This is a genomic window from Acidithiobacillus sp. (assembly GCF_049965315.1).
In the GTDB taxonomy this organism is placed as follows: domain Bacteria; phylum Pseudomonadota; class Gammaproteobacteria; order Acidithiobacillales; family Acidithiobacillaceae; genus Acidithiobacillus_B.
The window spans coordinates 94079-120991 of the sequence record NZ_JBMFWL010000001.1; the positions used below are offsets into that span (position 1 = coordinate 94079).

Annotated in this window: 33 protein-coding genes; 31 read left to right on the forward strand and 2 right to left on the reverse strand. The window is 65.3% G+C overall.

The window, feature by feature from the left end:
• Positions 1-7: 7 nt before the first annotated feature.
• From ACP5MM_RS00505 to ACP5MM_RS00565, 13 genes are all read left to right on the forward strand, one after another.
• Complete coding sequence (locus ACP5MM_RS00505) at positions 8-460, forward strand: PTS sugar transporter subunit IIA (RefSeq protein WP_427930528.1); 453 nt, start codon at positions 8-10, stop codon at positions 458-460.
• Positions 461-532: 72 nt separating this feature from the next.
• Complete coding sequence (gene hprK, locus ACP5MM_RS00510) at positions 533-1483, forward strand: HPr(Ser) kinase/phosphatase (RefSeq protein ID WP_427933942.1); 951 nt, start codon at positions 533-535, stop codon at positions 1481-1483.
• Positions 1484-2389: an RNase adapter RapZ gene (gene rapZ / locus ACP5MM_RS00515; protein ID WP_427930530.1), complete on the forward strand. Its 906-nt coding sequence runs from the start codon at positions 1484-1486 to the stop codon at positions 2387-2389.
• Positions 2386-2787 carry a PTS sugar transporter subunit IIA gene (locus ACP5MM_RS00520; RefSeq protein ID WP_427930531.1) on the forward strand — a complete coding sequence of 134 codons (402 nt, stop codon included), beginning with the start codon at positions 2386-2388 and terminating at the stop codon, positions 2785-2787. The genes rapZ and ACP5MM_RS00520 overlap by 4 nt, the downstream gene beginning before the upstream one ends.
• Positions 2788-2916: 129 nt before the next feature.
• A complete protein-coding gene (locus ACP5MM_RS00525) occupies positions 2917-3189 on the forward strand; it encodes an HPr family phosphocarrier protein (RefSeq protein ID WP_427930532.1) in 273 nt (90 codons plus the stop codon).
• Positions 3186-4898 carry a phosphoenolpyruvate--protein phosphotransferase gene (gene ptsP / locus ACP5MM_RS00530; RefSeq protein WP_427930533.1) on the forward strand — a complete coding sequence of 571 codons (1713 nt, stop codon included), beginning with the start codon at positions 3186-3188 and terminating at the stop codon, positions 4896-4898. Before ACP5MM_RS00525 ends, ptsP begins: the two co-directional genes overlap by 4 nt.
• 84 nt (positions 4899-4982) lie before the next feature.
• A complete protein-coding gene (locus ACP5MM_RS00535) occupies positions 4983-6272 on the forward strand; it encodes a hypothetical protein (RefSeq protein ID WP_427930534.1) in 1290 nt (429 codons plus the stop codon).
• On the forward strand, positions 6269-7339 hold the full coding sequence (mutY, locus tag ACP5MM_RS00540) for an A/G-specific adenine glycosylase (protein ID WP_427930535.1): 1071 nt from the start codon (positions 6269-6271) through the stop codon (positions 7337-7339). The genes ACP5MM_RS00535 and mutY overlap by 4 nt, the downstream gene beginning before the upstream one ends.
• 52 nt (positions 7340-7391) lie before the next feature.
• Complete coding sequence (locus ACP5MM_RS00545) at positions 7392-7664, forward strand: oxidative damage protection protein (RefSeq protein ID WP_427930536.1); 273 nt, start codon at positions 7392-7394, stop codon at positions 7662-7664.
• Between the two features lie 293 nt (positions 7665-7957).
• Positions 7958-8209 carry a hypothetical protein gene (locus tag ACP5MM_RS00550; RefSeq protein ID WP_427933943.1) on the forward strand — a complete coding sequence of 84 codons (252 nt, stop codon included), beginning with the start codon at positions 7958-7960 and terminating at the stop codon, positions 8207-8209.
• 191 nt (positions 8210-8400) lie between these two features.
• Positions 8401-9960 carry an ATP-binding protein gene (locus ACP5MM_RS00555; protein WP_427933944.1) on the forward strand — a complete coding sequence of 520 codons (1560 nt, stop codon included), beginning with the start codon at positions 8401-8403 and terminating at the stop codon, positions 9958-9960.
• Complete coding sequence (locus tag ACP5MM_RS00560; protein WP_427930539.1) at positions 9890-10252, forward strand: hypothetical protein; 363 nt, start codon at positions 9890-9892, stop codon at positions 10250-10252. Before ACP5MM_RS00555 ends, ACP5MM_RS00560 begins: the two co-directional genes overlap by 71 nt.
• A gap of 7 nt (positions 10253-10259) precedes the next feature.
• Entirely contained in the window at positions 10260-11633 is a 1374-nt protein-coding gene (locus ACP5MM_RS00565) for a sigma 54-interacting transcriptional regulator (RefSeq protein ID WP_427930540.1), read from the forward strand.
• Positions 11634-11815: 182 nt separating this feature from the next.
• Here ACP5MM_RS00565 and speE read toward each other — a convergent pair whose 3' ends face one another.
• Positions 11816-12655, reverse strand: a complete 840-nt coding sequence (speE, locus tag ACP5MM_RS00570; protein ID WP_427930541.1) for a polyamine aminopropyltransferase — start codon at positions 12653-12655, stop codon at positions 11816-11818.
• Between the two features lie 123 nt (positions 12656-12778).
• Positions 12779-13186, reverse strand: a complete 408-nt coding sequence (speD, locus tag ACP5MM_RS00575; protein WP_123102784.1) for an adenosylmethionine decarboxylase — start codon at positions 13184-13186, stop codon at positions 12779-12781.
• Positions 13187-13569: 383 nt separating this feature from the next.
• On the opposite strand from speD, the gene ACP5MM_RS00580 reads away from it, so the two are divergent.
• The 18 genes from ACP5MM_RS00580 to hisIE all read left to right on the forward strand — a co-directional run bounded on the left by ACP5MM_RS00580 (position 13570) and on the right by hisIE (position 26903).
• Entirely contained in the window at positions 13570-14394 is an 825-nt protein-coding gene (locus ACP5MM_RS00580; protein ID WP_427930542.1) for an ABC transporter ATP-binding protein, read from the forward strand.
• A gap of 4 nt (positions 14395-14398) precedes the next feature.
• Positions 14399-15181: a lipid asymmetry maintenance ABC transporter permease subunit MlaE gene (gene mlaE / locus ACP5MM_RS00585; RefSeq protein WP_427930543.1), complete on the forward strand. Its 783-nt coding sequence runs from the start codon at positions 14399-14401 to the stop codon at positions 15179-15181.
• Between the two features lie 15 nt (positions 15182-15196).
• Positions 15197-15658, forward strand: a complete 462-nt coding sequence (gene mlaD / locus ACP5MM_RS00590) for an outer membrane lipid asymmetry maintenance protein MlaD (RefSeq protein WP_427930544.1) — start codon at positions 15197-15199, stop codon at positions 15656-15658.
• 7 nt (positions 15659-15665) lie between these two features.
• Positions 15666-16310 (forward strand): MlaC/ttg2D family ABC transporter substrate-binding protein, encoded by a 645-nt coding sequence (locus ACP5MM_RS00595; RefSeq protein WP_427930545.1) that lies wholly within the window; start codon positions 15666-15668, stop codon positions 16308-16310.
• Positions 16307-16621: an STAS domain-containing protein gene (locus ACP5MM_RS00600; RefSeq protein WP_427930546.1), complete on the forward strand. Its 315-nt coding sequence runs from the start codon at positions 16307-16309 to the stop codon at positions 16619-16621. Before ACP5MM_RS00595 ends, ACP5MM_RS00600 begins: the two co-directional genes overlap by 4 nt.
• The gene (locus ACP5MM_RS00605; RefSeq protein ID WP_427930547.1) at positions 16618-17547 is read left to right on the forward strand and encodes an ABC transporter ATP-binding protein; all 930 of its coding nucleotides are present in this window, start codon (positions 16618-16620) and stop codon (positions 17545-17547) included. The genes ACP5MM_RS00600 and ACP5MM_RS00605 overlap by 4 nt, the downstream gene beginning before the upstream one ends.
• Positions 17544-18371 carry an ABC transporter permease gene (locus ACP5MM_RS00610; RefSeq protein ID WP_427933945.1) on the forward strand — a complete coding sequence of 276 codons (828 nt, stop codon included), beginning with the start codon at positions 17544-17546 and terminating at the stop codon, positions 18369-18371. The genes ACP5MM_RS00605 and ACP5MM_RS00610 overlap by 4 nt, the downstream gene beginning before the upstream one ends.
• 118 nt (positions 18372-18489) lie before the next feature.
• On the forward strand, positions 18490-18744 hold the full coding sequence (locus ACP5MM_RS00615) for a BolA family protein (RefSeq protein ID WP_427930549.1): 255 nt from the start codon (positions 18490-18492) through the stop codon (positions 18742-18744).
• 35 nt (positions 18745-18779) lie between these two features.
• Positions 18780-19109, forward strand: coding sequence for a Grx4 family monothiol glutaredoxin (gene grxD, locus ACP5MM_RS00620; protein ID WP_427930550.1), 330 nt, complete (start codon positions 18780-18782; stop codon positions 19107-19109).
• 9 nt (positions 19110-19118) lie between these two features.
• Positions 19119-20390 (forward strand): UDP-N-acetylglucosamine 1-carboxyvinyltransferase, encoded by a 1272-nt coding sequence (gene murA, locus ACP5MM_RS00625; RefSeq protein WP_427930551.1) that lies wholly within the window; start codon positions 19119-19121, stop codon positions 20388-20390.
• The gene (hisG, locus tag ACP5MM_RS00630; RefSeq protein ID WP_427930552.1) at positions 20387-21034 is read left to right on the forward strand and encodes an ATP phosphoribosyltransferase; all 648 of its coding nucleotides are present in this window, start codon (positions 20387-20389) and stop codon (positions 21032-21034) included. The genes murA and hisG overlap by 4 nt, the downstream gene beginning before the upstream one ends.
• Before the next feature lie 10 nt (positions 21035-21044).
• Positions 21045-22343, forward strand: a complete 1299-nt coding sequence (gene hisD, locus ACP5MM_RS00635; protein ID WP_427930553.1) for a histidinol dehydrogenase — start codon at positions 21045-21047, stop codon at positions 22341-22343.
• Entirely contained in the window at positions 22340-23422 is a 1083-nt protein-coding gene (hisC, locus tag ACP5MM_RS00640) for a histidinol-phosphate transaminase (protein ID WP_427933946.1), read from the forward strand. The genes hisD and hisC overlap by 4 nt, the downstream gene beginning before the upstream one ends.
• Positions 23419-24012, forward strand: coding sequence for an imidazoleglycerol-phosphate dehydratase HisB (gene hisB, locus ACP5MM_RS00645; protein WP_427930555.1), 594 nt, complete (start codon positions 23419-23421; stop codon positions 24010-24012). The genes hisC and hisB overlap by 4 nt, the downstream gene beginning before the upstream one ends.
• Positions 24009-24680, forward strand: coding sequence for an imidazole glycerol phosphate synthase subunit HisH (hisH, locus tag ACP5MM_RS00650; protein WP_427933947.1), 672 nt, complete (start codon positions 24009-24011; stop codon positions 24678-24680). Before hisB ends, hisH begins: the two co-directional genes overlap by 4 nt.
• 19 nt (positions 24681-24699) lie before the next feature.
• Positions 24700-25428, forward strand: a complete 729-nt coding sequence (gene hisA, locus ACP5MM_RS00655) for a 1-(5-phosphoribosyl)-5-[(5-phosphoribosylamino)methylideneamino]imidazole-4-carboxamide isomerase (RefSeq protein WP_427930557.1) — start codon at positions 24700-24702, stop codon at positions 25426-25428.
• Entirely contained in the window at positions 25429-26202 is a 774-nt protein-coding gene (gene hisF / locus ACP5MM_RS00660; RefSeq protein ID WP_427933948.1) for an imidazole glycerol phosphate synthase subunit HisF, read from the forward strand.
• Complete coding sequence (gene hisIE / locus ACP5MM_RS00665) at positions 26199-26903, forward strand: bifunctional phosphoribosyl-AMP cyclohydrolase/phosphoribosyl-ATP diphosphatase HisIE (RefSeq protein ID WP_427930559.1); 705 nt, start codon at positions 26199-26201, stop codon at positions 26901-26903. Before hisF ends, hisIE begins: the two co-directional genes overlap by 4 nt.
• Positions 26904-26913 lie beyond the last annotated feature (10 nt).

Consider the following 26913-nt stretch of genomic DNA (forward strand, 5'->3'; position numbering starts at 1 on the left):
CGCCGCCATGGCAGCCCTTGAGATCCCGGTGGCGGCCATTCGTCTCGATGCGCCAGTGCGCACCGGCGCCGAAGCGCTGGCCGCCCTGGCCGAGCTCCTGGCACCCGCGGCGGGACGGCCCGCGGCCCAGATAGCCCAGGCGCTGCAGGAGCGGGAAGGCCAGGGTTCCACGGGCATCGGTCACGGCGTCGCCCTCCCCCATGCCCGTCTGGAAGGCCTCACGGAGGTGGCCATAGCCGCCCTGCGCAGCGCCAGCGGCCTGCCCTTCGCCGCCCCCGATGGGGAGGAGGTGCAATTGTTCATCGCCGTCCTCGTCCCCAGAAGCGCGCCCACCATCCATCTCGAAACCCTTTCCGCCCTCGCCGCCCGCCTGGCCGATGCCGGCCTCCGGGAAAGGCTGCGCAGCACCGGCGATGCCGCGGATTTTCAGCAGCAACTAACAGCAGCCCCGGCAGGGTGATGCCCGTGTCGTCCCCGGCATGGCCCAGCCAAGGGGGCGCCATCCCGTCGCCGGCGGGGAGGGAGAAGTTTTATGCCGCTGCAACCCCTTGAGCGTCAGATTACGCTGCGCACGCTCTATCAGGCCATGCGCTCGGATCTGCGCTGGCACTGGCTGCAGGGCCAAGAGCTGGGTGAGCGGTTCCTCAGCGGCGATCCCTGGGCCGACCAGGACGCCGGCGGCGCCGCCCTGGTCGGCTTCTTCAATTTCATCCGTCCCCACGCCATCCAGGTGCTGGGCCGGACCGAACTGGCGTACCTGGAACAAAGCGGCGAAGAGAGCGATCATTTTTTCCCGCCGGCGCTCCTGGCCCTGGTCATCGGCGAAAGGCAGCCGGTGCCGCCCCTTCTCCTGGAGCAGCTCCGGCAAAGGAACGTGGCCCTCTTCGTTACCCATCTGGGAGCCCGGCACGTGCTTTCGCGCCTGCAGCATTACCTCTATCGCGTCCTGGCGGCACGGCAACTGGTCCATGGCGTGCTGGTGGATGTCCTCGGCCTCGGCATCCTCCTGCAGGGGGAAGCCGGCATCGGCAAAAGCGAACTGGCCCTGGAACTGGTGAGCCGTGGCCATCGGCTCATTGCCGACGACAGCGTGCTCTGCATTCGCACCGCACCCGATGTGATCAGCGGCGAATGCCCCCCGCCCCTGCGCAACTTCCTCGAAGTGCGGGGCCTGGGAATCATCAATATCCGCGATCTCTTCGGCGCCGCGGCCATCGCCCGTTCCAAACGGGTACGCCTGGTGGTGGAGATCAAGCGCATGGATGATGCGGAAATGGCGGACATGGACCGCCTGCAAGGCGCCGTCGGCCACCTCGACATCCTCGACGTCCTGCTGCCGCTGCTGCGGCTGCCCGTGACGCCGGCACGCAATCTCGCGGTGCTGGTGGAGGCTGCGGCGCGCAGTCAGTATCTCAAGGAGTCCGGGGTCGACATGCTGGCGGATTTTGATGCCCAGGTACGGCGCGCCGCCGCGGAGGAATGAATGGAAGCACGGGACTTCATCATTGTCAGCGGACTTTCGGGATCGGGCAAGTCCACCGTCCTCCAGGCCCTGGAAGACCAGGGCTACTATTGCGTGGACAACCTCCCCGCCACCCTCCTCGCCGACTTTGGCGGCGAGTTGACCAGGCGCGGTGAACAGCCGATGCTGGCCGCCGTCAGCATCGACGTGCGCAATCGCGAATTCCTCGCCGCCCTGCCCGCCGCCCTCGCAACCCTGCGCAGCCGCCACGGCCTGCGCCCGCGCATCCTCTTCCTGGAGGCCGACGAGGCCACCCTGATTCGCCGCTACAGTGAAACCCGCCGCCGCCATCCCCTCACCGATGCGGGCGGCGGCGGGCTGAGTCCCGCCGGGGCGCTGGTGACGGTGCTCCGGCGGGAACGGGAGATGGTCCAGCCCCTCCTGAACGTCGCCGACAAGCGCCTCGACACCTCGCAGATCAACACCCACCAGTTGCGCCTGCGCGTCCAGGCCTGGAGCCTCGCCTCCCGCCATTACGGCGGCCTGGTCCTGCTCCTGCAGTCCTTCGCCTTCAAAAACGGCGTTCCCCTGGATTCCGACTTCGTCTTCGACCTGCGCGCCCTGCCCAATCCCCATTATGATCCCATCCTGCGCCCCCTCACCGGCCGCGATGCCGCCGTTCGCGCTTTTCTCGACGGCGCCCCCGGCGTACGGGCGGCCCACGACTCCCTGCGCCTTTTCCTGCAATCCTGGCTGGCACCCTTTGCCGAGGAACATCGCAACTACGTCACCGTCTCCCTGGGCTGCACCGGTGGCCAACACCGCAGCGTGTATATGGTCGAGGCCTTGAGCCGGGATCTGGCGGAGGAAGGCCGCCGCCTGCTGGTGCAGCATCGCGAGTTGGGCATCACCGAGGCGCGGCCATGATCGGCCTGCTGCTCCTCACCCATGACGAAATCGGCCAGGCCTTTCTGGCCGCCGTAACCCACATCTTCGGCAATACTCCACCGGCCCTCGCGGTTCTCGAAATCCGCCCCGACCAAGGGCTGGAAGAGAGCCGTCGGCGCCTCCGTCAGGCCCTGGAGAGTCTGGATGCCGGGGACGGGGTGCTGGTCCTCACCGATCTTTTCGGCGCCACCCCGAGCAATCTCCTGGCGACGGTCCTGCGCCCCGGTCGGGTGGAGGCCGTGAGCGGGCTCAACCTCCCCATGCTGCTGCGCGCCCTGTCCCGCCGCGCCGATGGCCTGACTGCCGCCCGGGAAGGCGCCCTGGACGGGGCGCATCGGGGGATCGTGGACCTCACCACCCTTGCCGCTCAGCGCTGAGCCGGGGAGCAGCCGGTGGCCCATCCGCGGCAGTCGCGCTATGCTCTTTCCGCAGCCCATTGCATCAGGAAACGGCAGAAGCACCCCAGCAACTGCCGGATTCCGGTTGAAACCGAAGAGGCAAGCCCAGTGACCGTGCGCGTGGAATTACAGATCATCAACCAGCTTGGCCTGCATGCCCGGGCTTCGGCCAAATTCGTCAGCCTGGCCTCGCGCTTTCCTTGCGCGGTCTGGCTGGAACGCAACGGCCAACGGGTGAATGGCAAGAGCATCATGGGCGTCATGACCCTTGCCGCCGCCCAGGGCAGCACCCTGACCCTGGAAACGGACGGCCCCCAGGAAGCGGAATGCGCCGCGGCCCTGCAGGATCTGGCCGTCAATCGCTTTGGAGAAGCAGCGTGAGCTTCGAACTGGCCGGTATCGGCGCGTCGCCGGGCATTGCCATCGGCCCCGCCCTGGTCCTGGAACCGGCCACCCTGGATATTCCCGAATATCGTATCGAAGCCGCAGCCGTCGAAACCGAAAGTGCGCGACTGCGGGCCGCCCTGGCCACCGCCCGTGACGAACTCCTATTGGTGCGTGATGCCATCCCCGGCGACGCCCCCCAGGAAACCCGCCTTTTCATTGACGCCCATCTCCTCATGCTGGACGACCCGGCCTTGCGGGAGCGGCCCCTGCGCGCCATCCGCGAAGAGGGCCGCAATGCCGCCTGGGCCATCCACCACGAGCGGGAGCGTCTCCTGGACATCTTCGACCGCATGGAAGACGCCTACCTGCGCGCCAAGCGCGAAGACATCATCCAGGTCACCGGACGGGTCCTGCGCCACCTCCTCGGCGGCAAACCGCCCCTGGCCCACACCGGTGAAGGGCACATCATCGTGGCCGAAGACCTCAGTCCCGCCGACACGGTACTCATGAAGCGCGACCGTGTCCTCGCCTGCGTCACGGATTTTGGCGGCTCCACCTCTCATACGGCCATCATCGCCCGGAGCCTCGGCCTCCCCGCCGTGGTTGGCACCCATCTGGGCACCCGCCTGCTGCGGAGTGGCGATACGGTCATTGTGGATGGCGATCAGGGTATCCTGCTGGTTGACCCCGACGCGGCCATGCTGCGGGAATATCAGGCGCTGCAAAAGCGCCGGCAACGCCGCCGCCGCCTCCTCGAAGAGTTGCGCGATCTGCCCGCCACCACGGTCGACGGCACGCGGATCCGCCTGCGCGCCAACATCGAGTTGCCCGACGATCGCGATTTCGTGCATCGGGTCAAGGCCGAAGGGGTGGGCCTCTATCGCAGCGAATTCCTCTTCATGAACCGTCCCGAGGCCCCCGACGAGGAGGAGCAATTCATCGCCTTTGCCGAGGTGGTCAGCGCCATGCGCGGCGAACCCGTAACCATCCGCTCCCTGGACATCGGCGCCGACAAGAGCCTGCGCAGCGAAGGCATGGAAGAAAGCACCGCCGTCAACCCGGCCCTGGGCCTGCGCGGTCTGCGCCTCTGCCTGCGCCGTCCCGAATGGTTTCGCCCGCACCTGCGCGCCATCCTCCGCGCCTCCGCCCTGGGGCCGGTTTGCCTCATGCTTCCCATGCTTACCAGCATCGGCGAACTCCGCCAGACCAAGGCCCTGGTGCGCGCCCTTCAGGACGAACTGCGCGCGGCAGGACTGCCCTTCGATCCGCAGATGCCCCTGGGCATCATGGTGGAAGTCCCCGCCGTCGCCATGGCCGCCGCGCACTTCGCCCGGGAGGCCGATTTCTTCTCCATCGGCACCAACGACCTCATCCAGTACGCCCTGGCGGTGGATCGCGGCGACGACGACGTCAACGACCTCTTCGACCCCCTCCATGCCGGGGTCCTGGCCATGATCCGCAACACCATTGCCGCCGGCCAAGCCGCCGGCATCCCCGTGGCCATGTGCGGAGAAATGGCCGGCAACCCCGCTTATACGGAGCTCCTGCTGGGGCTCGGTCTGCGCGAATTCAGCATGTATCCGGGGGCCATACCCGAGGTCAAGGAGATCATCCGGCGCACCCGCCTGGACCATGCCGAAGACCTGGCCCAGGCCCTGCTGGCGGGTGATCGGAGAGCCCTGGAAGCGCGCCGGGAGGACTGAGATGCCCATCCATCCGCACTCCATGGCAGCCCTGCGCCGTTCCCGGAGGTCGCCAGCGGGCCGGCTGCCGGCTGAAGGCCTGCCATGAAAATTATTGCCTGGCGATGGCGGTCCCTCGGCCTTTTCACCCTCGCCGTGACCCTTGCCAGTCTTCTCGCCCTAGGCATCTGGTGGCAACAGGGCGGCCCGCGCCATCTCCTCGCCAGCATCCTCTCCAGCCGCCTCGCCCAGCCGGTCCATCTGGCCCATAACCCGCAGTTCTCCGCCACCACCCGGACCCTGCAGATCAACCTGTCGGGACTGCGCATCGGCCCTCCGGCGAGGCCCTCCTTTGCCGCATCCCGACTCGCCCTGACCCTGGCCCTACGGCCCCTCCTGGCAGGCCGGGTTCAGATCCAACATTTGTCCCTGACCAGGCCGCAGCTCTGCCTGCCCTGGCCCAGCCCGGGAGGAAGTCCCGCCTCCAGCACCCTCCTCTGGCCTGCCAGCGCGAGCATTGTCGACGGCGCCATCCGCTGGCAAGGGAAAGGCCAATCCCCCGTCACCATCACTCAGTTGCAAGCGCGGATCCCGGCTAGGGGGCAGGCCATGATCCAAGGGCACTGGCAATGGCAAAAAAGGATGGGGCTGGTGGCAATGAGCGCCAACGGTGGCCCCTTTCTCGGCTCGACCCTGCATTGGCGGGACCTGCGCATCAGCGTGGACAGCACGGCCGGAGCAACGGCCCATGCCCGGATCGCCATTGCGCAATTGGATTTCGGCGGGGAGCGGCTGGATCTCCCCCACCTGGCGGCCGCCTTGCACTGGCGCGGGCAGACGGCGCAATTCCACGTTGCCGCCCTTGCCGCCAATCTGCATAGCGGATCCCTGCGGATCGGCCGCTGGCAAATGGACCTGGGCAATCACGGACAGATGGGGGGACAACTGGAAAACAGCCGGCAACATCCCCTGCAAGGCAGCATGGCTTTCCATGGCGATCTGCACGACCTGCCGCAACTCGCCCATGCCTGGGGCTTCCAATTCCCCACCCTGCGCGACCCCAACGCCATGACAACCCTCTCCTTTCAGGGCCATGGACAGGTACGGGACGGTCACTTCACGCTCAGCATGGTCGACGGCATCCTGGACCAGAGCCACTGGTCCGGACAGATGGCCGGGCAATGGCAACCCTGGCGAATCCACCTCGATCTGCGCGTCGATGAACTCGATTTGGGTCACTACTTGCCACCGCCGACTCCCGGCAAAGCCATGACCCTGCCGCCCCTCCCGCAACAATGGCCCATCACCGGCCAGATCCGCGTCGACCGCTTGCGCTGGGGGCAGGTCCGCGCCACCGGCCTGCTGATCCGCAGCACGCCCAGCGCCAAGCCATGAGCATGCCGCCGCCCCTCGCCGCCCCCCTCCTGCGCTGGTATGCCGCCCAGGGCCGCCATGATCTGCCCTGGCGCCAGACCCGCGACCCCTATCCCCTGTGGCTGGCCGAGATCATGCTTCAGCAAACCCGGGTCGAGACCGTCAAACCCTACTATGCCCGCTTTCTCGCCCGCTTCCCCAACTGGCAGGCCCTCGCCAGCGCGCCGCAGGACGAGGTCCTGGCCCTGTGGAGCGGCCTGGGCTACTATGCCCGCGCCCGCAATGCCCAGGCCGCCGCCCGAACCATCATGGAGCAGCACCAGGGCCGCTTTCCCGACACCATGACCGCCGCCACCGCCCTGCCCGGGGTCGGGCGCAGTACCGCCGCCGCCGTTCTCGCCAGCGCCTACGGCCAAAGGCAGGCCATCCTCGATGCCAACGCCCGGCGCATCCTCATCCGCTACCACGCCATTGCCGCCGACCCGCAGCAGCAACGCACCCTGCAAACCCTCTGGTCCCTGGCGGAAAGCCACACCCCCGCCGCCGCCCACGATTACAACCAAGCCATCCAGGATCTGGGCGCCCTGTGCTGCACGCCGCGCCGGCCCCTCTGCGGCCAATGTCCCCTCCAGACCGCCTGCCAAGCCCGGCACCAGGGATGCAGCGACACCCTCCCCCGGCGCCGGGAAAAGGCCCAGAAACCGGAGCGACAAGCCTGGTTCGCCCTCCTCGACGATGGCGCGGGGCGCATCCTGCTGGAGAAACAGCCCCAGGAAGGGATCTGGGGCGGCCTGTGGACCCTCCCCCAGTGGCCGCGGGGTGACGAGAGCGCCGCCGCGGCCCTCGAGGCATTCTCCCGGACCTCGGGCCTAGCCCTCCGGCACCGCGCAACGGGGCCGGAGCAACGCCATGCCTTCACCCACTTCACCCTCCGTTTCCAGTGCATCGAGGCCGTGCTGCAGGGTGCCGAACTGCGCGCGCCAGCCCGGGAACAGCAATGGTGTACCACTGCCCAGGCCGCGGAGCGGGGACTCCCCGCCCCGGTCCGCCGTCTGCTGGCATTATTCTCTAGCAAAAGAATCGGTTAAACTAAAAACGGTTTTTTTACCCGCTGCGGCGGTTTTCACTGAGGATCACGGCATGACGCGCATGGTACATTGTGTAAAACTGGATCGAGAGGCCGAAGGCTTGGCCATCCCCCCATACCCCGGCCCCCTGGGCAAACGCATCTATGAGCAGGTTTCCAAGGAAGCCTGGCAAGGCTGGCTCAAGCACCAGACCATGCTCATCAATGAGTATCGCCTCTCACCCATCGACCCGAAATCGCGTCTCTTCCTCGAAAAACAGATGGAATCCTACTTTTTTGGAGAAGGCGCCCAGACCCCGGAAGGGTACGTCCCGCCCGCCCCCTGAAATGATCCGCCCCCAGCCCGGGCAGGAGCGGGGGCATCTCCGTCCCCGCGTCGTTGCCGAACGACAGGTGTTTTTCCTTTCGGATCATAGCGTTGATCAGCACGGCATGACTTTTGTCGTCGGCAAGTGACGGCTCCTGACCAGCGTTTCGGCAATAGACGCCCCATATTCTAAAAATATCTTTATAATCAATATGTTATAAACGTGGCACAAGATATGCTAAGGTATAGCCGCTGAGAAATCACAGCTCCGCTACAGCGGAATATCGAGCCACTCAATTGAGGAGTCATTTTATGAAGAAGATCGTTGCCCTGACCGCTGCCCTGTCCTTCCTGACCGCTACTGCCGCCTTCGCCGAAGCCCCCGCCACCACCACCGAAAAGGCCCCGGTAAAGACCATGGAGCACAAGGCGCCCGAGCACAAGACCGTGGAGAAGAAGAAGGTCGAGCACAAGGCCGTGGAGAAAAAGGTCGAGCACAAGGCCCCCGAGCACAAGGCCGTGGAGAAGAAGGCCGAGCCCAAGGCTGCCACCCCCGCACAGTAAATAAAGGCTTTCCTGCGCCAGCATCCCTCTGCCGGGTGCCGGTGTAGTGCCTGCGGCCCGAAGCACCTGCTTCGGGCCTTTTTCTTGCCGGGACCGCGGTCAAGCCAGATCAGGCAGGTTGCATTTCCCGACATCCGGCTCCGGAGGCTCCCTTGCAGATCCATCTGGCTTTCTCTAGGCTAAGGCATCTTTTGCTGCGGACCCGGTGGGCCCAATCCCGCCCCTTTTCCTTCATGGCTCTGCGTCCTAGCTCCATTTCCAAGCTGGTGATCTTCGGCTTTGGCCTCGCCATCGTGCCGCTGGTCCTGGTCATCGTCAGCGTCACCATATCCATCGCCCATTTTGCCGAGCAAGGCCAAACCAGCATCCTCCGCGCCGTGGCCATGAGCAATGCCGCCAATCGCATGACCAATGCGGTACGCTCCATGGAACGCTATGGCCTGCAGTACACGGTCCTGCAGGATCAGGCGCTGCTGGTCCTCTACCAGCAAAGTTACGACGATTACAAAAAGGCCGCAGCGCAATTCACGGCGGCCGCCCCCGCGCAGAGCGAGCGCCAGCAACTTCACAGTCTCGACGACAAGTTGCTGCGTGCCCGCCAACTCCTGCCCATCGTCGCCCTGGAGGGCAACCGCAGCGCCCTGGAAAGTGATTTTAGCCGGGCCGGTACCGCAGCGCAGCGGCTGCAAACCGCCGTCAACGAAGGCATCAGCATCGAAGTGGGCAAACTTGGCACCCGCGCCCTCGCCATCAAGCGCATGACCCTGCTGGAAGTGCTCCTGGTCCTGCCCCTGTCCATCGCCGTCGCCATCCTCTTCATCATCCTCATCACCCGACCCATCCGCCGCCTCGATCAGGCCGTTTCCGGCCTCGGCGACGGTGATCTGGAGACGCCCATCGCCGTCAGCGGTCCCCGGGATATCGCCACCGTGGGAGAACGGCTGGAATGGCTGCGCACCCGCCTCAACGCCCTGGAGGCCGCCAAGCTCCATTTCCTCCGCCAACTCTCCCATGAGCTCAAAACGCCCCTCACCGCCATCCGCGAAGGTGCCGAATTGCTCCAGGAGGACCTCGGCCATGAACTCGCCGCAGAACAGCAGGAGATTGTGCAGATCGTTCGCGACAATAGCCTCCGCCTGCAACGGCTCATCGAAGACCTGCTCAAATTCAGCCTGGCCGAGGGCCAAGCAGGCGCGGGAATGGCCCAGGCCGTCCCTCTGGCCGCCGTCATCGCAGAACTGCTGCAGAGCTACAAGCCCAGTCTGCGCAGCCAGTCGCTGCGCCTCGACCTGCGGATGGACGCGGTGAACGTGTGGGGACACCGGGACCGGCTCCGCACGATTTGCGACAATCTCTTGTCCAATGCGGTGAAGTTCTCCCCGCCAGGGAGTACCATTCACCTTCGCCTCTTTGCCGAGGGTGGCAACGGGATCCTCGAAGTCGAGGACGAAGGTCCGGGCATACCGATCACCGAACACGAGAAAATTTTTGATATCATGTATCAGGGCAGCGCCTCCAGCTCCGGAAAAGTGGAAGGCAGCGGTCTGGGTCTGGCCATCGCCAAGGAATATGTACTCAGTTATGGGGGAAGTCTTGAATTGCTCGTCAAAGAATCGGCAGGAGCCTGTTTCCGTGTGGTCCTACCCCTGGCGGAGGAGCCCAATTCCCCTGATTCTGCTGATGGCGCTGGGCGGCTGCGCCACCACCCCACAAACGCTGGCGCCGAAGACCATCACCCTGGCGCCGGGTGAAACCATCATCAAGATCGCGACCCTGGAGGCCATGAAGGCGCAGATCGCCAGCCTGGAGAAACCGGTGGCGGCAACGGCCAGTTGCCGTTCGGTCAAGGATGAGGCCGCCAGCCTCGCCCAGCAGTTGGCCGAGGCGCGAGCCGGCGATCCGGTCTACCAAAAACTGGAAGCCCATATCAACGACCTGCAAAACCGCCTCGCCCAGTCCCAGCAACGTGAGTCGGATCTCCGCAAAAAACTCAACGAGCTGGTACAGATCGAGAAAAACGCGGGCCTGCCCACCAGACGTTAAGGAAAGCATGGACAAAGGCAAAATCTTACTGGTGGACGACGACGCAGACCTGCTGCGTCTCCTCTCCCTGCGCATGAAAAGCGCCGGCTACACGGTGAGCACCGCAGCCAATGGCAGCGAGGCCCTGTCGGTCCTGGCCATGGAACATCCGCGTCTGGTCGTCACCGACCTGCGCATGGACCAGATGGACGGAATGGCGCTGCTGGAGGCCATTCGTCGCGATTATCCCACCCTGCCGGTCATCATCCTCACCGCCCACGGCTCCATCCCCGACGCCCTGGTGGCCGCCAATCAAGGCGTCTTCGCCTTTCTCACCAAGCCCTTCGACGGCAAGGACCTCATGGCCCAGGTAGAGCGCGCCTTCTCCCTTACGGCCGCCCCCCTGCCCCCCGACGGCAAAAAGCGCGCTGACCAGCCCGGCTGGGAACGCATCCTTACCCGCAGCCCCAAGATGCAGGCGGTCCTGGACCAGGCGCGACTGGTGGCTGCCTCGTCGGCCAGCGTCTTCATCCATGGCGCCAGCGGCACCGGCAAGGAACTCCTGGCCCAGGCCATGCATCAGGCCAGCCCGCGCCGCGACCGGCCCTTCATCGCCGTCAACTGCGCCGCCTTTCCCGAGCAGTTGCTGGAGTCCGAACTCTTCGGCCACAAAAAAGGCGCCTTCACCGGCGCCGCCACCAGCCATCAGGGCCTCTTCCAGGCCGCCGACGGCGGCACCCTCTTTCTCGACGAGATCGGCGACATGCCCCTGCCGCTCCAGGTCAAACTCCTGCGCGCCCTGCAGGAGCATTGCGTCCGGCCGGTGGGAGCGACGGAAAGCATTCCCGTGGACGTGCGCATCATTTCCGCCAGCCACCGGGATCTGGAGCAGGAGATGGCCGCCCGCCGCTTCCGCGATGATCTCTATTACCGCCTCTGCGTGGTCACCCTGGAACTCCCGCCCCTGGCGGAACGCCCCGAAGACATCCCCTTGCTCGCGGAGCATTTCCTGCGCGAGACCGCCAGCAAGAATCGGAAGGAAGTCAACGGCATCACCCCCGAAGCCATGGAACTTCTGGTGGCCGCGCCCTGGCCGGGCAATGTCCGGCAACTGGCCAACGTCATCGAACAGGCGGTGGTCCTCTCCACCACCCCCCGCATCGGCGCCCCCCTCATCCGCCACGCCCTGCGCGACAAGGAAGGCGAGGTGCTGCCCCTGGCCGACGCCAAGGGCCGTTTCGAGATGAACTACCTCATTCAGATCATGCGCATGACCCGCGGCAACGTGAGTCAGGCCGCCCAACTGGCGCAGCGCAACCGTACCGAGTTTTACCGCCTGCTGCGCCGCTACCATCTTGATCCCGCCGCCTTCAAGGAAGGCGGCGGTGATGACGAGGAATAAGGTCGGGGATCTTTGGGGGGCAACACCTCCCGGCGAGGCGCAGAAACCGTAGGAGCGGCCCATGGCCGCGACCCAAACCCGTTGCAAGGGAATGCGCCTGATTACCAAGGCTGGCGGCCATGGGCCGCTCCTGCGATAGGATACGGGGACCGCGGCGCCTTTTTGCCGCGCCGAATCCGGGGTCAGGCCGGCAGCAGGAAAGCCGGTGCCACCTGCGCGGCGCGGTGCAGGTCGGCGTGATAATAGCGATTGCCCGTAAAGGCCCGGGCATCGGCCTCCCGGAAGGCAGCGAGGTCCAGCCCCTTGCGCCCGATGGTGGCGCTCCACCAGCCGGACGGGTAGCTGAACTGCGGAAAGTAAACGCTGTTCACCGCCCCGAAGCCCGCTTCGGCCATGCGCGCCTGGCACTGGCGAATGAGGTCTGCATGGAGCAGCGGCGACTCGCTCTGGCCCACCAGCACCCCTTTCTCCCCCAGCGCCCGGTAACAGGCCCGATAAAATTCCGTGGAGAACAGACCCGCCGCCGGTCCCACCGGATCCGTTGAATCCACAATGATGACATCATAACGGGCGGCTTCCGCCTCCTGCGCCCAGGCAATGCCGTCGGTAAAGTGGAAATGCGCGCGCCGGTCCTGGTTTTTTTCGCAGAGCAGCGGGAAAAAGCGCTCCGCCACCCGGGTCACCCGCTCGTCCAGCTCCACCATCACCGCCTCTTCCACCTCGGGATGGCGCAGGACCTCGCGCAAGGTGCCGCAGTCACCACCGCCAATGATCAACACCCGGCGCGGGGCAGGGTGGGTAAAGAGCGCCGGATGACTCATCATCTCGTGATAGAGAAAGTTGTCCCGATCCGTGACCATCACCAGGCCATCCAGGGTCATCAGGGTGCCAAAGCTCTCCGTGGCAAAGATCTCGATGCGCTGATAGGGGCTTTGTTCGCGATGGAGCACCTCGCGAATCTTCAGACTGAGGGCTGCGCCATGCTCTTCATAGCGCTCGGTGTACCAAAGTTCAGTGCTCATGGGCTTCTCTCACGGAAAGGGCGGGATGGGCATCGATCTCGATTCCCTGGCGGATTGTGCAGAAGAATATGAATAAAGAAAAGGCGGACCGGAACGGCCCGCCTTCCTGCCTGAGCAAGCAGCTCAGGCGCTTAACATCGACACCGGCTTGACACGCACCTCATGGGCCGGCACACCCATCATCTCCACCTGACCGCGCTTCATTTCCATGGTGGAAACCTGCCCGGCACCAAAGGCTTCCTTGAGGTAGTTCAAGGCGTCCTCGGGCTGGATGATGTCCCCGCAGGTGAAGACATCCACCGCGGCATAACCGTATTCCGGCCAGGTGTGAATAGCCAGATGCGATTCGGCGACGATAACGGCGCCACTCACCCCATAGGGGGAAAAATGGTGAAAGGTTTGCGTCACGATCGTACACCCGGCGCGGCGAGCCGCCTCGAGCATGGCATCCGTAACAATATCCACATCAGACAAGGTACTGGAGTCACAGTGATAAAAATCTGCGACGATTTGATGTCCCAATGAGCGCATGAGTGCCCCCCCTAACAAGCCAAAAGGTTAAGAAGCAGCTCCCGTGCACCCCCAGACAGTACTTGGTTCTTATGCCCTACCTTGCTGGAACGTGGCGACGCCGTACGTTCCGAGTCGTTTAAGGACTTACCCCCTTGTATCTGCTATCGGTGCCGTGGAAACAGAGAGCGCACTATACACGCATAAGTCCAGGATGCAAGCACTTTTTCCTCCCGGAAAGACGCTCCCGGATGGGGGCAGAAACCCCGAATGCCCGGATAAAAAAAGGAATTCGCACCCCCCTTTGCAAGCCGGCATGCAAAGGCCACTGACCGGGACAAAGGCTGGCCCACAACCGACCGATCGGTTTATACTGGCGCCCTGTCTGCCAGCTTGGAGCCCCCATGGCCGCCGAGGCCCTTGTCGAAACGCAAGACCTATACTTCTCCCGCGGTCGCCGCGCCGTCCTGACCGGGGTGGATCTGCGCATTCCGCGGCGCGCCATCGTTTCGGTCATGGGCGCCAGCGGCGGCGGCAAGACCACCTTGCTCAACCTCATTGCCGGCAGCCTGACTCCCAGCCGAGGGAAGGTCCTGGTTGCCGGACAGGAACCCACCCGGCTCAACAAAAACGCGCTCTACCAACTGCGCAGCCGCATGGGCATGCTCTTCCAGCATAGCGCCCTGTTCACCGACCTCTCCACCTTCGAGAACGTGGCCTTTCCCTTGCGCCGCCATTTTTCATTGCCGGAAAGCATCTTGCGCAAACTGGTCCTGATGAAGCTGGAGGCCGTCGGCCTGCGCGGTGCGGCGGGCCTCATGCCGGCGGAACTCTCGGGGGGGATGGCGCGGCGGGTGGCCCTGGCCCGCGCCGTGATCATGGACCCCATGCTGATCCTCTATGACGAGCCCTTCACGGGCCTCGACCCCATCAGCATCGGCATCATTGCGACCTTGATCAAGCGCCTCAACGACGCCCTCGGCGCCACCTCGGTCATCGTCAGCCACGACGTCCACGAAACCTTTTCCATTGCCGACTACGGCTATATCCTGGCGGGCGGCCGGATCATCGCCGAAGGCACCCCCCAGGCCCTCCACGACAGTCCTTCGGAACTGGCCCGGCAATTCCTCTCCGGCAACCCCGATGGACCGGTGCCCTTCCATTATCCCGCGCCCTGCGCTTATGATCGCGCCCTGGAAATGGATGCCGTTGCCGGAGAGGAGCGCTGACCCCTTGGCTGTCTTTGATTTCATTCCCAATCTAGGGAATCGCATCCTCGCCATGGTGCCCCGCCTGGGCACGGCTAGCCGCTTTCTGGTGCTGGGCCTGGCGGCCATCTTCAGCCGCCATTTCAGCTTCCGCCAGTTGCTGCGCCAAGTCTACGGCCTCGGCGTCCTGTCCCTGGCCCTGATGATCGTCGCCGCTTTTTTCACCGGCATGGTCCTGGGCTTCCAGGGCTATTACGCCCTGGTGCGCTTTGGCGCCACCTCGGCCCTGGGCACCCTGGTGGCCCTCTCCCTCTTGCGCGAACTGGGGCCGGTGCTGACGGCGCTGCTCTTTGCCGGGCGGGCGGGGTCGGCCCTGACCGCCGAGATCGGTTCCATGAAGGCCACGGAGCAGCTCAGCGCCATGGACATGATGGCCGTCAATCCCCTGGCCTGGGTGGTGGCCCCGCGGCTGTGGGCCGGCATCATCGTGGTGCCCATCCTCTGCGTGATTTTTGATCTGGTGGGCGTTTGGGGCGGCTATCTCATCGCCGTTCCGGTCCTGGGCGTCGATGGCGGCACTTTCTGGGCGCAAATGCAGTCCAATGTCACGTTCACCGGCGACATCATGAATGGCCTGTTCAAGGCCCTGTGCTTTGGCCTGGTGGTCACCTGGATCGCCGCCTGGCAGGGCTATGCGGCCCAGCCCACGGCCGAGGGTGTAGGCAGCGCCACCACCCGCAGCGTGGTCACCGCGTCGCTGGCGGTGCTGGGCCTCGATTTTATTCTCACCGCATTGTTATTCAAGTAGACTGTGGAGATCGGCATGGAAAGACGGGCAGTGGACTGGTGGGTGGGCCTTTTCGTGCTTCTCGGCATCGGGGCGCTGGTGGTGCTGGCCACCCGGGTGGGCAACCTGTCGGGCTTCGCCTTCAGCAATGGCTACACCCTGAACGCCGACTTCAACAATGTGGGCGGCCTCAAGGTGCGCAGCCCGGTCAAACTGGGCGGAGTCACCGTCGGCGAGGTGACGCGGATCCGCGTCGATCCCAAAACCTTCATGGCCAAGGTCACCATGCGCATCGACCCGCAGCTCAAGCTGCCCGTGGACACCGGCGCCTCCATCTATACCGAAGGCTTGCTGGGCGAACAATTCATCGCCCTGCAACCCGGCGGGATGCCGCAAGACCTCAAACCCGGAGGCACCATTACCATGACCCAGAGTGCCGTCAACCTCGACCAGCTCATCGGCCAGATGATCTTCAGCAAGGCCTCTGGTGGCAAATAAGGAGCCCATGATGCGTTATTTACGTTTCCTTTCCCTCCTCTGGCTCGTCCTGATGACCTGGGCCGCACCCGCCTGGGCCGACGCCGATCCCGCGCCCGTCCAGGTGGTGGAACAGTTGACCAATCAGGTGCTCCAGGTCCTGCGGAGCAACCAAGGCAAACCCCTCACCCCGGCCGTCAAGACGAAGGTGGCCGACATCGTCCTGCCGCACATGGATTTCATGACCATGTCACAGTATGTCATGGCCCAATACTGGCGCCAGATGACGCCGGCGCAACAGCAGGAATTCGTGCGTCTGTTCAAGGACCTCCTGGTGCGCACCTACACCAATTCCCTGAACCATTACCATGGCCAGACGGTGCGCATCACCGGCAGCCAGCAGATCTCCCAGAACCCGCCGGTGGCCCAGGTGAACATGGTCATCCGCCAGAATGGCGGGGGACCGGACGTCCCCGTCATCTACGCCTTGCTCTACACCGGCAAGGAATGGAAGATCTACAACGCCTACATCGACGGGGTGAGCATGGTCCTCAACTATCGCCAGAGCTTTGGCCAGATCGCCTCCAGCCGCGGTATACCGGCCCTGCTGCAAGACATGCAGAGCAAGGATCGGGGGGCGGACACCAGCCTTACGGAGGCGGCGCGCTCTTGAGCACGACCTCCCGCTGGGAGGCGCGCCCCGTCAATGGCGCGCAGTGGCTCTTCCTTCAAGGGGACTGGCGGATAGCCGAACTCGCCCGGGCCCTGCGGGAAATGGAAAGCGCGCGCCCCACCCCGGACTGGCAGGACATTTCCCTCGCCGGGCTGGAGGGGGCCGACAGCAGCACCCTGGCCCTGTTCCTGGAATGGACCCAGGAAGCCCGCCGCCAGGGCCAGCCCCTGCGCATCCATGCAGCATCTGCGGCGCTCCTGGACCTGGCACGCCTTTACCGCCTCGATACCCTGCTCCAGTTCTGTCCATGAGCCCGCCTCCCGCCGTATGGGTATCGGGCCTGCGCAAGGCCTACGCTTCCCATCTCGCCTTGGCGGGAGTGGATCTGGCCATTCCCGAAGGCGAGTTTTTCGGTCTGCTCGGTCCCAACGGCGCCGGCAAATCCACCCTCATCAACATCCTCGCCGGCATGGTCCGGCGCTCCAGCGGCCGCGCCGAGATCTTCGGCTTTGACGTGGAAAGGGATTTCCGGCGCAGCCGGCAAATGCTGGGGGTGGTTCCCCAGGAACTGGCCTATGATCCGTTTTTTACGGTGCGGGAGTTTTTACGCCTGCAATCCGGTTATTTCGGGCTGCGCCGCAATGATGACTGGATCGACGAACTCATGGCCGAACTCGATCTCGCCGACAAGGCCAATGCCAACCTGCGCAGCCTGTCGGGGGGCATGAAACGGCGCGTGCTCATTGCCCAGGCCCTCGTCCATCGCCCGCCCGTGGTCGTCCTCGACGAACCCACCGCCGGCGTCGACGTGGAGCTGCGCCAGGGGCTCTGGCGTTTCATGCGCCGCTACAACGAGGAAGGCCATACCGTCATCCTCACCACCCATTACCTGGAAGAAGCCGAAGAGCTCTGCAGCCGTATCGGCATCCTGCAGCGGGGGCGGCTCATCGCCCTGGACGCCAAGGATCACCTCCTGGCCCGCTTCACCTGGCGGGTGTTGACCGTCACCTTCGACAAGGATCCAGGGCCGCTGCCGGAAACGCTGGCGGGCTTCCTCAGCGGGGCGGGCGAAAATACCCTGGTGCTGCGCCTCGACCAGAGCCGCCATAGCCTCGGCGCGGTGCTGGCGGCGCTCCAGGATCTACCGGCGCAGATCCTGGATCTGCACGTGCAGGAACCCGATCTGGAAGACGCCTTCACCGACATCCTGGGAAACATGGGGTTAGAGCAGCCGTGAATGAGCCAACCCGTAGCACGCCCACCTTCCCGGCCCAGCCCCTGATGAGACCGTCCTCTGGCCTTCGCTTCACCCCCACCTGGACCCTGTTCTATAAGGAGATTTTGCGCTTCGGCAAGGTCTGGCTGCAGACCGTGGCCGCCCCCCTGGTGACGACGCTGCTCTACCTGGTGGTCTTCGGCCATGCCCTGGGCGGCCGGGTCTCGGTCTATCCGGGCGTGAGTTATACGGCCTTTATCGTACCGGGCCTGATGATGATGGCGGTGCTGCAAAACGCCTTTGCCAACAGCTCCTCCAGCCTGATCCAGGCCAAGGTGACGGGCAATATCGTTTTCCTCCTCCTCAGCCCCCTCGGCCCCAGCGAGATTTTCGTGGCGATGACCGCGGCATCCATCGTGCGCGGCGTGGTGGTCGGCCTTGCCATCCTCATCCTCGCCCTCTTTTATCTGCATCTCCCGGTCATCCACCCCTTGTGGGTGTTGATCTTCACCCTCCTCGGCGCGGGCGGTATGGGGGCCTTGGGTCTGATCGCCGGCCTCTGGGCGGAGAAATTCGATCAGATTGCCGGTTTCCAGAACTTCCTGATCATGCCCCTGACCTTTCTCGCCGGTGTTTTCTATTCGGTACACTCCCTGCCTCCCGCCTGGCGGAAGATCTCTCTGATCAACCCCTTTTTCTACGTCATCGACGGCTTCCGTTACGGTTTTTTCGCGGCGTCCGACGTCTCGGTGTGGCTGTGCCTGGCGGTGAGCGTCGCCTTTGCCGCAGTCACCTCCTTCCTTGCCTGGCGCCTGCTGCGCAGCGGCTACAAGCTGCGCCAGTGAGTCCTGCGCCAAGGCGTTGCGGATGCCCTGCCCTTGCAGTCAGGCCGGGCCAAGGTATAAATTTTCCGCATGTCCCACTCCCCATCACAGGGCTGTCATTTTGCGCTACAATAATCCGATGAATGCACAACTCTTGCAGGAACTCATCGCCACGCATCTCCCCGAGGCCACCGTCATGGTCAGCGGTGACGATGGGACGCACTTTGAAGCCCTGGTCGTTACGGCGGCCTTCATCGGCCTATCACCGGTCAAGCAGCACCAACTCGTCTATCAGGCCCTGGGCGAGCGCATGCGCGAGGAGATCCACGCCCTTGCGCTGCGCACCATGACCCCGGAACAGTGGCAGGCATGGCAAGCGGCGCATCCGTCCTAAGGTCCCTTTCCCCTTTTCACCCACAGAGGATTTCCATGGCAACGATTCAGGATGTTATCCACGAGCAAATCACCAAGCACCCCATCGTCCTGTACATGAAGGGTAATGCCAAGTTTCCCCAATGCGGCTTTTCGGCCCGCGCCGTGCAGCTTTTGCAGCAGTCGGGGGCGAAGGACTTCCTGACGGTGGACGTACTCGCCGATCCGCAGGTTCGCGATGGGATCAAGCAGGTCTCCAACTGGCCGACCATCCCCCAGCTCTACGTCAATGGGGAGTTCATCGGCGGTTCCGACATCATGGGGGACCTCTTCCAGCAGGGCGAACTGCAGAAACTCATCGCCAGCACCCAGGCGGCCGAGGGCTGAGCACCCCGCATGGACCAACTACTCCTGCGTGGTAATGGGCCCCTGCGCGGCGAGTTGCGTATCTCCGGGGCCAAGAATGCGGCCTTGCCTTGTCTCGCGGCTACCCTGCTGGCCCGCGAGCCGGTGCGCATTCGCAATATTCCCCACCTGCGCGATATCACCACCACCCTGGAACTCCTCAGCACCCTGGGGGCCAGAATCCTGGTGGACGGTCAGTTGGGCATCGAGGTGGACCCGCGCACGGTGCATTCGCTGGTGGCTCCCTATGAACTGGTCAAGACCATGCGCGCCTCCATCCTCGTCCTGGGTCCCCTGGTGGCGCGCTTCGGCGCCGCCGAGGTGAGCCTGCCGGGAGGCTGCGCCATCGGCAGCCGGCCGGTGAATCTCCACCTCGCTGGACTCCAGGCCCTGGGCGCGGAGATCACCCTCGAAGACGGCTTCGTCAAGGCCCGGGCCAAGCGTCTCCAGGGCGCGCGCATCGTGATGGATATGGTCTCCGTCACCGGGACCGAAAATCTCCTCATGGCCGCCACCCTGGCAGAGGGATATACCACCATCGAAAATGCCGCCTGCGAGCCGGAAGTGGTCGATCTGGCCCAATGTCTCACCGCCATGGGGGCGCGCATTGCCGGGGCGGGGAGCTCGGTCATCGAAATCGAGGGAGTGGCGGAACTCCACGGCGCCGAGCATTCGGTGCTCCCCGACCGGATCGAAACGGGCACTTATCTGGTGGCCACGGCCATGGCCGGCGGCGACGTGACCCTGAAGCGCACCGACCCGCGCATTCTCGATGCCGTGATGGCCAAGCTGCGGGAAGCGGGGGCGCGGATTGACGAGGGTGAAAGCAGCATCCGCATCCGCATGGATCGCCGTCCCCACGCCGTGGACCTGCGTACCGCGCCCTATCCGGCGTTTCCCACCGACATGCAGGCGCAGTTCATGGCCATGAACTGCATTGCCGAGGGCCGGGGTGTCCTCACCGAGACCATCTTTGAAAACCGCTTCATGCACGTTTCCGAACTGCAGCGCCTGGGGGCGGACATCAGCACCGATGGCAAGATCGCCGTGGTGCGCGGTGTTCCCCGCCTGCGCGGGGCGCCCGTCATGGCCACGGATCTGCGGGCCTCGGCCTCCCTGGTCCTGGCCGGCCTGGTGGCCGAGGGCGAGACGCGCATCGATCGCATTTATCATCTCGATCGCGGTTATGAAGTCATTGAAGAAAAACTGAGCGCGTTGGGAGCGGACATCCGGCGTATTTCCGGTGAACGGAGTGTGGCGTGAATCACGGCATCACCATTGCTTTATCCAAGGGCCGCATCCTCGAAGAGGCATTGCCGCTTTTTGCCGGGGCCGGGATCGTGCCTCTGGAGGATCCGGACCAGTCGCGCAAGCTCATCATCGAGAGCAGCCATCCCGGCCTGCGTTTTCTCATCATTCGCGCCAGCGATGTCCCCACCTATGTGACCTGGGGGGCGGCCGATCTCGGCATCGCCGGCAAGGATGTGCTCATGGAGCAGGAGGGGCTGGATCTCTACGAGCCCCTGGACCTCAAGATCGGGGTTTGCCGTATGGCCGTGGCGGAGGCGGCGGACCTCGCCGCCCACGACGCCCCCCAGCGCTGGGAGCGGGTGCGCATCGCCACCAAGTACCCCAACATCACGCGCCGTCACTTCCAGGCCCGGGGCGTACAGACCGAGATCATCAAGCTCTACGGGAGCATGGAGCTGGCGCCCCTGGTGGGGCTGGCCGATCGCATCGTCGATCTGGTGTCCAGCGGCCGCACCCTGCGCGAAAACGGCCTGGTGGAAGTGGAGCAGATCGCCCCCATTTCCAGCCGTCTGGTGGTCAACCGCGCCGCCATGAAGCGCAAGCTGCGGCCCATTGAAACGCTTATCGGACAATTGGAGGCACAAGTCCAGCCATGAGAGGCCAGCCATGAGAAAACTGGATACCCGCGAACCCGACTTCAGCGCCCGTCTCCACGAACTCCACGACTGGGACGCCAACAACGACCCGGCCGTGGAGGACCGGGTGCGGGAGATCCTGGCGGCGGTGCGTGAGCAGGGGGATGAAGCGGTCCTCGCCTATACGCGGCGCTTCGATGGCCTGGATCTGCAGGAGGCCGCGGCCCTGGAGATCCCCCCTGCGCGCTGGGACGCAGCCCTGGCCAGCCTATCGCCCAGCGATCGCGAGGCACTCCACCTCGCCGCCCATCGCGTTCGCAGCTACCATCAGCACCAGCGCATGGAGACCTGGACCTATACCGAGGCCGACGGCACCGTCCTCGGCCAGCGCGTGCTGCCCCTGTCGCGCGTAGGCATTTACGTCCCCGGCGGCAAGGCCGCCTACCCCAGTTCCGTCCTGATGAACGCCATCCCCGCCCAGGTGGCGGGAGTACCCGAGATCATCATGACCGTACCCACCCCCCAAGGCCAGATCAATCCCTGGGTCTTGGCCGCCGCGGCGGTCTGCGGAGTGAGCCGGATGTTCACCATCGGCGGTGCCCAGGCCGTGGCCGCCCTGGCCTACGGCACCGCAAGCATCCCCGCCGTGGACAAGATCGTCGGCCCCGGCAACATCTATGTGGCCACGGCCAAGCGCATGGTCTTCGGCCGGGTAGGCATCGATATGATCGCCGGCCCCAGCGAGATCCTGGTCATCAGCGATGGCAGCGCCGACCCCCAATGGCTGGCCTGGGACCTCCTCTCCCAGGCCGAGCACGATGAGCTGGCCCAGAGCATCCTCATCGGCTGGGACGACGCCCACCTGGAGGCCGTCGCGGCGGCCGTGGAGAAGGCCCTGGGCGAGCTCGACCGCGCCCCCATCGCCCGCAAGAGCTGGACCGAGCGGGGGGCCGTCATCCGCGTGCGCGACCGCGCCGAGGCCTGCGCCATCGCCAATGGCATCGCCCCCGAACACCTGGAGCTGGCGGTGGCGGATCCCGAGGACTGGCTGCCGGAGATCCTGAACGCCGGTGCCATCTTCATGGGCATCCACAGTTGCGAAGCCCTCGGCGACTACCTGGCGGGACCCAACCACGTCCTGCCCACGGGGGGCAGCGCACGGTTTTCCTCGGCCCTGGGCGTCTATGACTTCGTCAAGCGCAGCAGCCTCATCCACGCCAGCCCGGCAGGGGCCGGTACCCTCGGTGCCATCGCCGAGCGCCTCGCCACCGCCGAGGGTTTGACGGCCCATGCCCGCTCTGCGGCCTGCCGCAGCAAGCCTCCCCGATGAGCACGGCGAGCAGCAGCGACACGCTGATCCGCGCGCTTCTCTCCCCCGCGCTGCTGGCCAGCGAGGCCTATCACGTGCCCGACCGCCAGGGGCTCATCCAGCTCGACGCCATGGAGAATCCCTACTCCCTGCCGGACGCGCTGCGCGCGGAATGGCTGGCCAGCATCGGCCAGGCGGCCCTCAACCGTTATCCCGACCCGCGTCCCCAAGCCCTCATGGACACCCTGAAGACGCGCCTGGGTCTGGCGCCGGACCTCGACCTGATGCTGGGCAACGGCTCCGACGAGTTGCTCCAGCTCCTCGTCATCGCCGTGGCGGGCACCCGGCGACCCGTTCTGGCGGCGGAACCGTCCTTTGCAATGTACCGCATCCTCGCCGAACACCTCGGTCTGCCCTTTGTCGGCGTCCCGCTGGACCAGGATTTTCAGCTTGATCTCCCGGCCTTCCTGCAGGCCATCAGGGTCCATCAACCGGCGTTGATCTTCCTCGACTGGCCCAACAATCCCAGCGGTACGCTCTTTCCCGCGCGCGACATGGAGGCCATCATCGCCCAGGCGCCGGGTCTGGTGGTGGTGGACGAGGCCTATCACCCCTTCAGCCAGGTGAGTTTTGCCGACCGCCTGGGCCACAGCCCCAACCTGCTCCTGTTGCGCACCCTGTCCAAGGAAGGGCTGGCGGGCCTGCGTCTGGGCTTCCTGGCCGGCCCTGCGGCCTGGATCAACGAACTCGACAAGCTGCGCCTGCCCTACAACATCAATGTGCTGACCCAGCTCAGCGCCGGCTTCTATCTGCGCCACGCGGCGCTCCTGGCAGAGCAGGCGGAACGGATCCGCGCCGAGCGCGAGCGTCTCTACCGGGCCCTGCGGGCCATGGGCTTCCCCATCTGGCCCAGTGCCGCGAATTTCCTGCTCTTCCAGGCACCCGGCCGGGCCAGCGCGATCTTCACCGGGCTCAAGGCCGGCGGCGTGCTCATCAAGGCCTTTACAGGACATCCCCTCCTCGGCGACTATTTGCGGGTGAGTGTCGGCAAACCCGAAGAAAACGACCGCTTTTTGGCGGTCCTGGAGTCATTGCGGTGAATCAGCGCCAAGCGGAGCAACAACGGGATACCCTGGAAACCCAGGTCTTTGTCGCCCTCAACCTGGACGGAGAAGGCCGCGCCGACCTCCATACCGGTCTGCCCTTCCTCGACCACATGCTGCAGCAGGTGGCCCGTCACGGCCTCTTCGACCTGCAGATCCGCGCCCAGGGGGATCTGGAAATCGACGCCCACCATACCGTCGAAGACATCGGCATCACCCTCGGCCAGACCTTTGCCCGGGCCGTCGGCGACAAGGCCGGCATCCTTCGCTATGGCCATGCCTATGTCCCCCTGGATGAAGCCCTCTCGCGGGTGGTGGTCGATCTTTCCGGCCGGCCGGGCCTGGTCTATGCGGTCGATTTTCCCCGCGCCCAGGTGGGAGGCTTTGACGTGGATCTTTTCTATGAATTCTTTCAGGGCCTTGTCAATCACGCCCAGATCACCATGCACATCGACAACCTGCGCGGGCGCAATGCCCATCACATTGCCGAGACCATCTTCAAGGCCTGCGGTCGCGCCCTGCGCATGGCCGTGACCCCCGATGCCCGGGCCGCCGGCGCGATACCCAGCACCAAGGGCTGTCTATGAGGCCCGGGGCAACGCGGGTCGGCATCATCGATTATGGCATGGGCAATCTCTACTCCGTCGCCAAGGCCGTGGAGCATCTTGGTGCCAGCGCCGTGGTCAGCGACCGCGCCGAAGTCCTGGCCGGCACGGATCGCATCATCTTTCCCGGCGTCGGCGCCTTTGGCGACTGCATGGCCGCCCTGGAGGCGCGGGAGTTGACGGACTTTGTGCGCATAGCCGCCCAGACCCGGCCCTTTCTTGGTATCTGCCTGGGCATGCAGTTGCTCATGGAGTCCAGCGAGGAACACGGCGCCCATGCGGGGCTGGGGCTGCTACCCGGGCGGGTGCTCGCCTTCCCGCCCGAGGCCATGCGGGACCGCGACGGCCTTCCCCTCAAGGTGCCGCACATGGGCTGGAACGAACTGCACCAACTGGTGGCCCATCCGCTTTTCGCCGGCATTCCCCAGGATGCCCATTTCTATTTCGTCCACTCCTTTTATGTCGAACCGGCCAATCCGGAACTCCTGGCGGCCTTTGCCGACTATGGCTTCCCTTTTTGTGCGGCCGTGGCCGTGGACAATCTCTTCGCCCTGCAATGCCATCCCGAAAAAAGCGGCGAGGCGGGACTGCGCTTGCTCGGCAATTTTCTGGCTTGGGACGGCGGTAGCGGTCCTGCTTGCGGCATCTGATGATCAGGGAGGAGTTGTCATGCTGTTGATTCCGGCCATTGACCTCAAAGGCGGAAATTGTGTGCGTCTGCGCCAGGGGCGAATGGACGAGGACACCGTTTTTTCCGACGATCCCGTCGCCACGGCCCAACGCTGGGTGGACGCCGGGGCCAAACGGCTGCATGTGGTGGATCTGGACGGCGCCGTGCAGGGCACGCCGGTCAATGCGCGGGTCATCGGCGCCATCGCCGAAGCCTTCCCGGACCTGGAGATCCAGGTGGGGGGCGGCATCCGCAGCGAAGAGCAGATCGATGCCTACCTGCAGGCGGGCGTGCGCTATGTCATCATCGGCACCCAGGCGGTACGCAATCCCGGCTTTGTCACCGATGCGGTCCTGGCCTTCCCCGGCCATATCATGGTGGGCCTCGACGCCCGGGACGGCAAGGTGGCCACCGAAGGCTGGTCCAAGCTCTCCCGCCATGACCCCATCGATCTGGCCCGGCACTTCGCCCAGGAGGGCATAGAAGCCATCATCTACACCGATATCAGCCGCGACGGCATGTTGAGCGGCCCCAACATCGAGGCCACCCGGGCACTGGCCCAAGCGGTGCGCGTGCCCGTCATCGCCTCGGGCGGCATTGCCAACCTGGAGCAGGTCATGGCCCTCAAGGCCGTCGAAGAGGATGGCATCATTGGCGCCATCACCGGTCGCGCCATCTACGAAGGGACCCTGGACTTCGCCCAGGCCCGCGCCCTGGCCGAGGCCTAGATGCTCGCCAAACGGATCATTCCCTGTCTGGACATCGACCACGGCCGCGTGGTGAAGGGTGTGCAGTTCGTCGCCCTGCGCGACGCCGGCGATCCGGTGGAGGTGGCCAAGCGCTACAACGACGAAGGCGCCGACGAAATCACCTTTCTCGACATCTCCGCCAGCTACGAGGAACGGGGTACCCTCGCCGACATGGTATCCGCCGTGGCCGCCCAGGTCTTCATCCCCCTGACGGTGGGCGGCGGGGTGCGCAGCGTCGAAGACATTCGCACGCTGCTGCTGGCGGGGGCCGACAAGGTGAGCATCAACAGTGCCGCCGTGCGCGACCCCGAACTGGTGCGGGCGGCGGCGCGGCGCTTCGGCAATTCCTGCATCGTCGTGGCCATCGACGCCAAGCGCGTCGACGACCGCTGGGAAGTCTTCACCCACGGCGGCCGCAAGCCCACGGGCCTGGACGCCGTCGCCTGGGCCCGGCGCATGGCCGAATACGGGGCCGGCGAGATCCTCCTCACCAGCATGGACCGGGATGGCACCGGGGTGGGCTTCGACATCGCCCTGACCCGCGCCGTGGCCGCGGCCGTCCCCGTTCCCGTCATCGCCTCCGGGGGCGTGGGGGCTCTGGAACATTTCGCCGCGGGTGTGCGCGAGGGCCACGCCGACGCGGTCCTCGCCGCCAGCGTCTTCCACTTCGGCCAGTTTCGCATCCCCGAGGTGAAGGCCTATCTTGCCGCCCGAGGGATCGCCGTGCGCCAGGCGGCGGGGGCGCGCCCATGAATCCCGCCGCCGCGGACAGCAGCGCCATCCTCCAGGCCGTGCGCTGGAACGGCGACGGCCTCGTTCCCGCCATCGCCCAGGACGCCCGCACCGGCCAGGTGCTCATGCTCGCCTGGATGAATGCCGAGGCCCTCCTCGCCACCCTGCGTGACGGCCTCGGCACCTACTGGTCCCGTTCCCGCCAGGGCCTGTGGCGCAAGGGAGAGAGCTCCGGCCACTATCAGCGCCTGGTGGAGTTGCGCCTGGACTGCGACGGCGACACCATCCTCCTGCGCGTGATTCAGGAAGGGCCGGCCTGCCACACGGGCGAACAGACCTGCTTTTTCCTCGGCAACCCCGGTGCCGGCGGCTGGCAGCGCCAGGCGCCGCCGGCGGGGAGCATCCTCCAATCCCTGCAAGCCACCATCCAGGCGCGGCGTGCGGCCGATCCGGGCCAGTCCTATGTGGCGCAATTGCTCCACAGCGGCCAGGACCGCATCCTCAAGAAGGTGGGCGAGGAGTCTGCCGAGTTCCTCATTGCCTGCAAGAACCGGGAGGCGGCGCCTATCGTTGCCGAGGCGGCCGACCTCCTCTTTCACCTCATGATCGCCTTGGAGGAACAGGGATTGCATATCGATGCCGTCCTGGGGGAACTGGCGCGTCGGGAAGGCTTGTCGGGGCTGGCCGAAAAGGCAGCCCGCCAAGCCGCGCCCGGCGCTTGACGCAACCTTT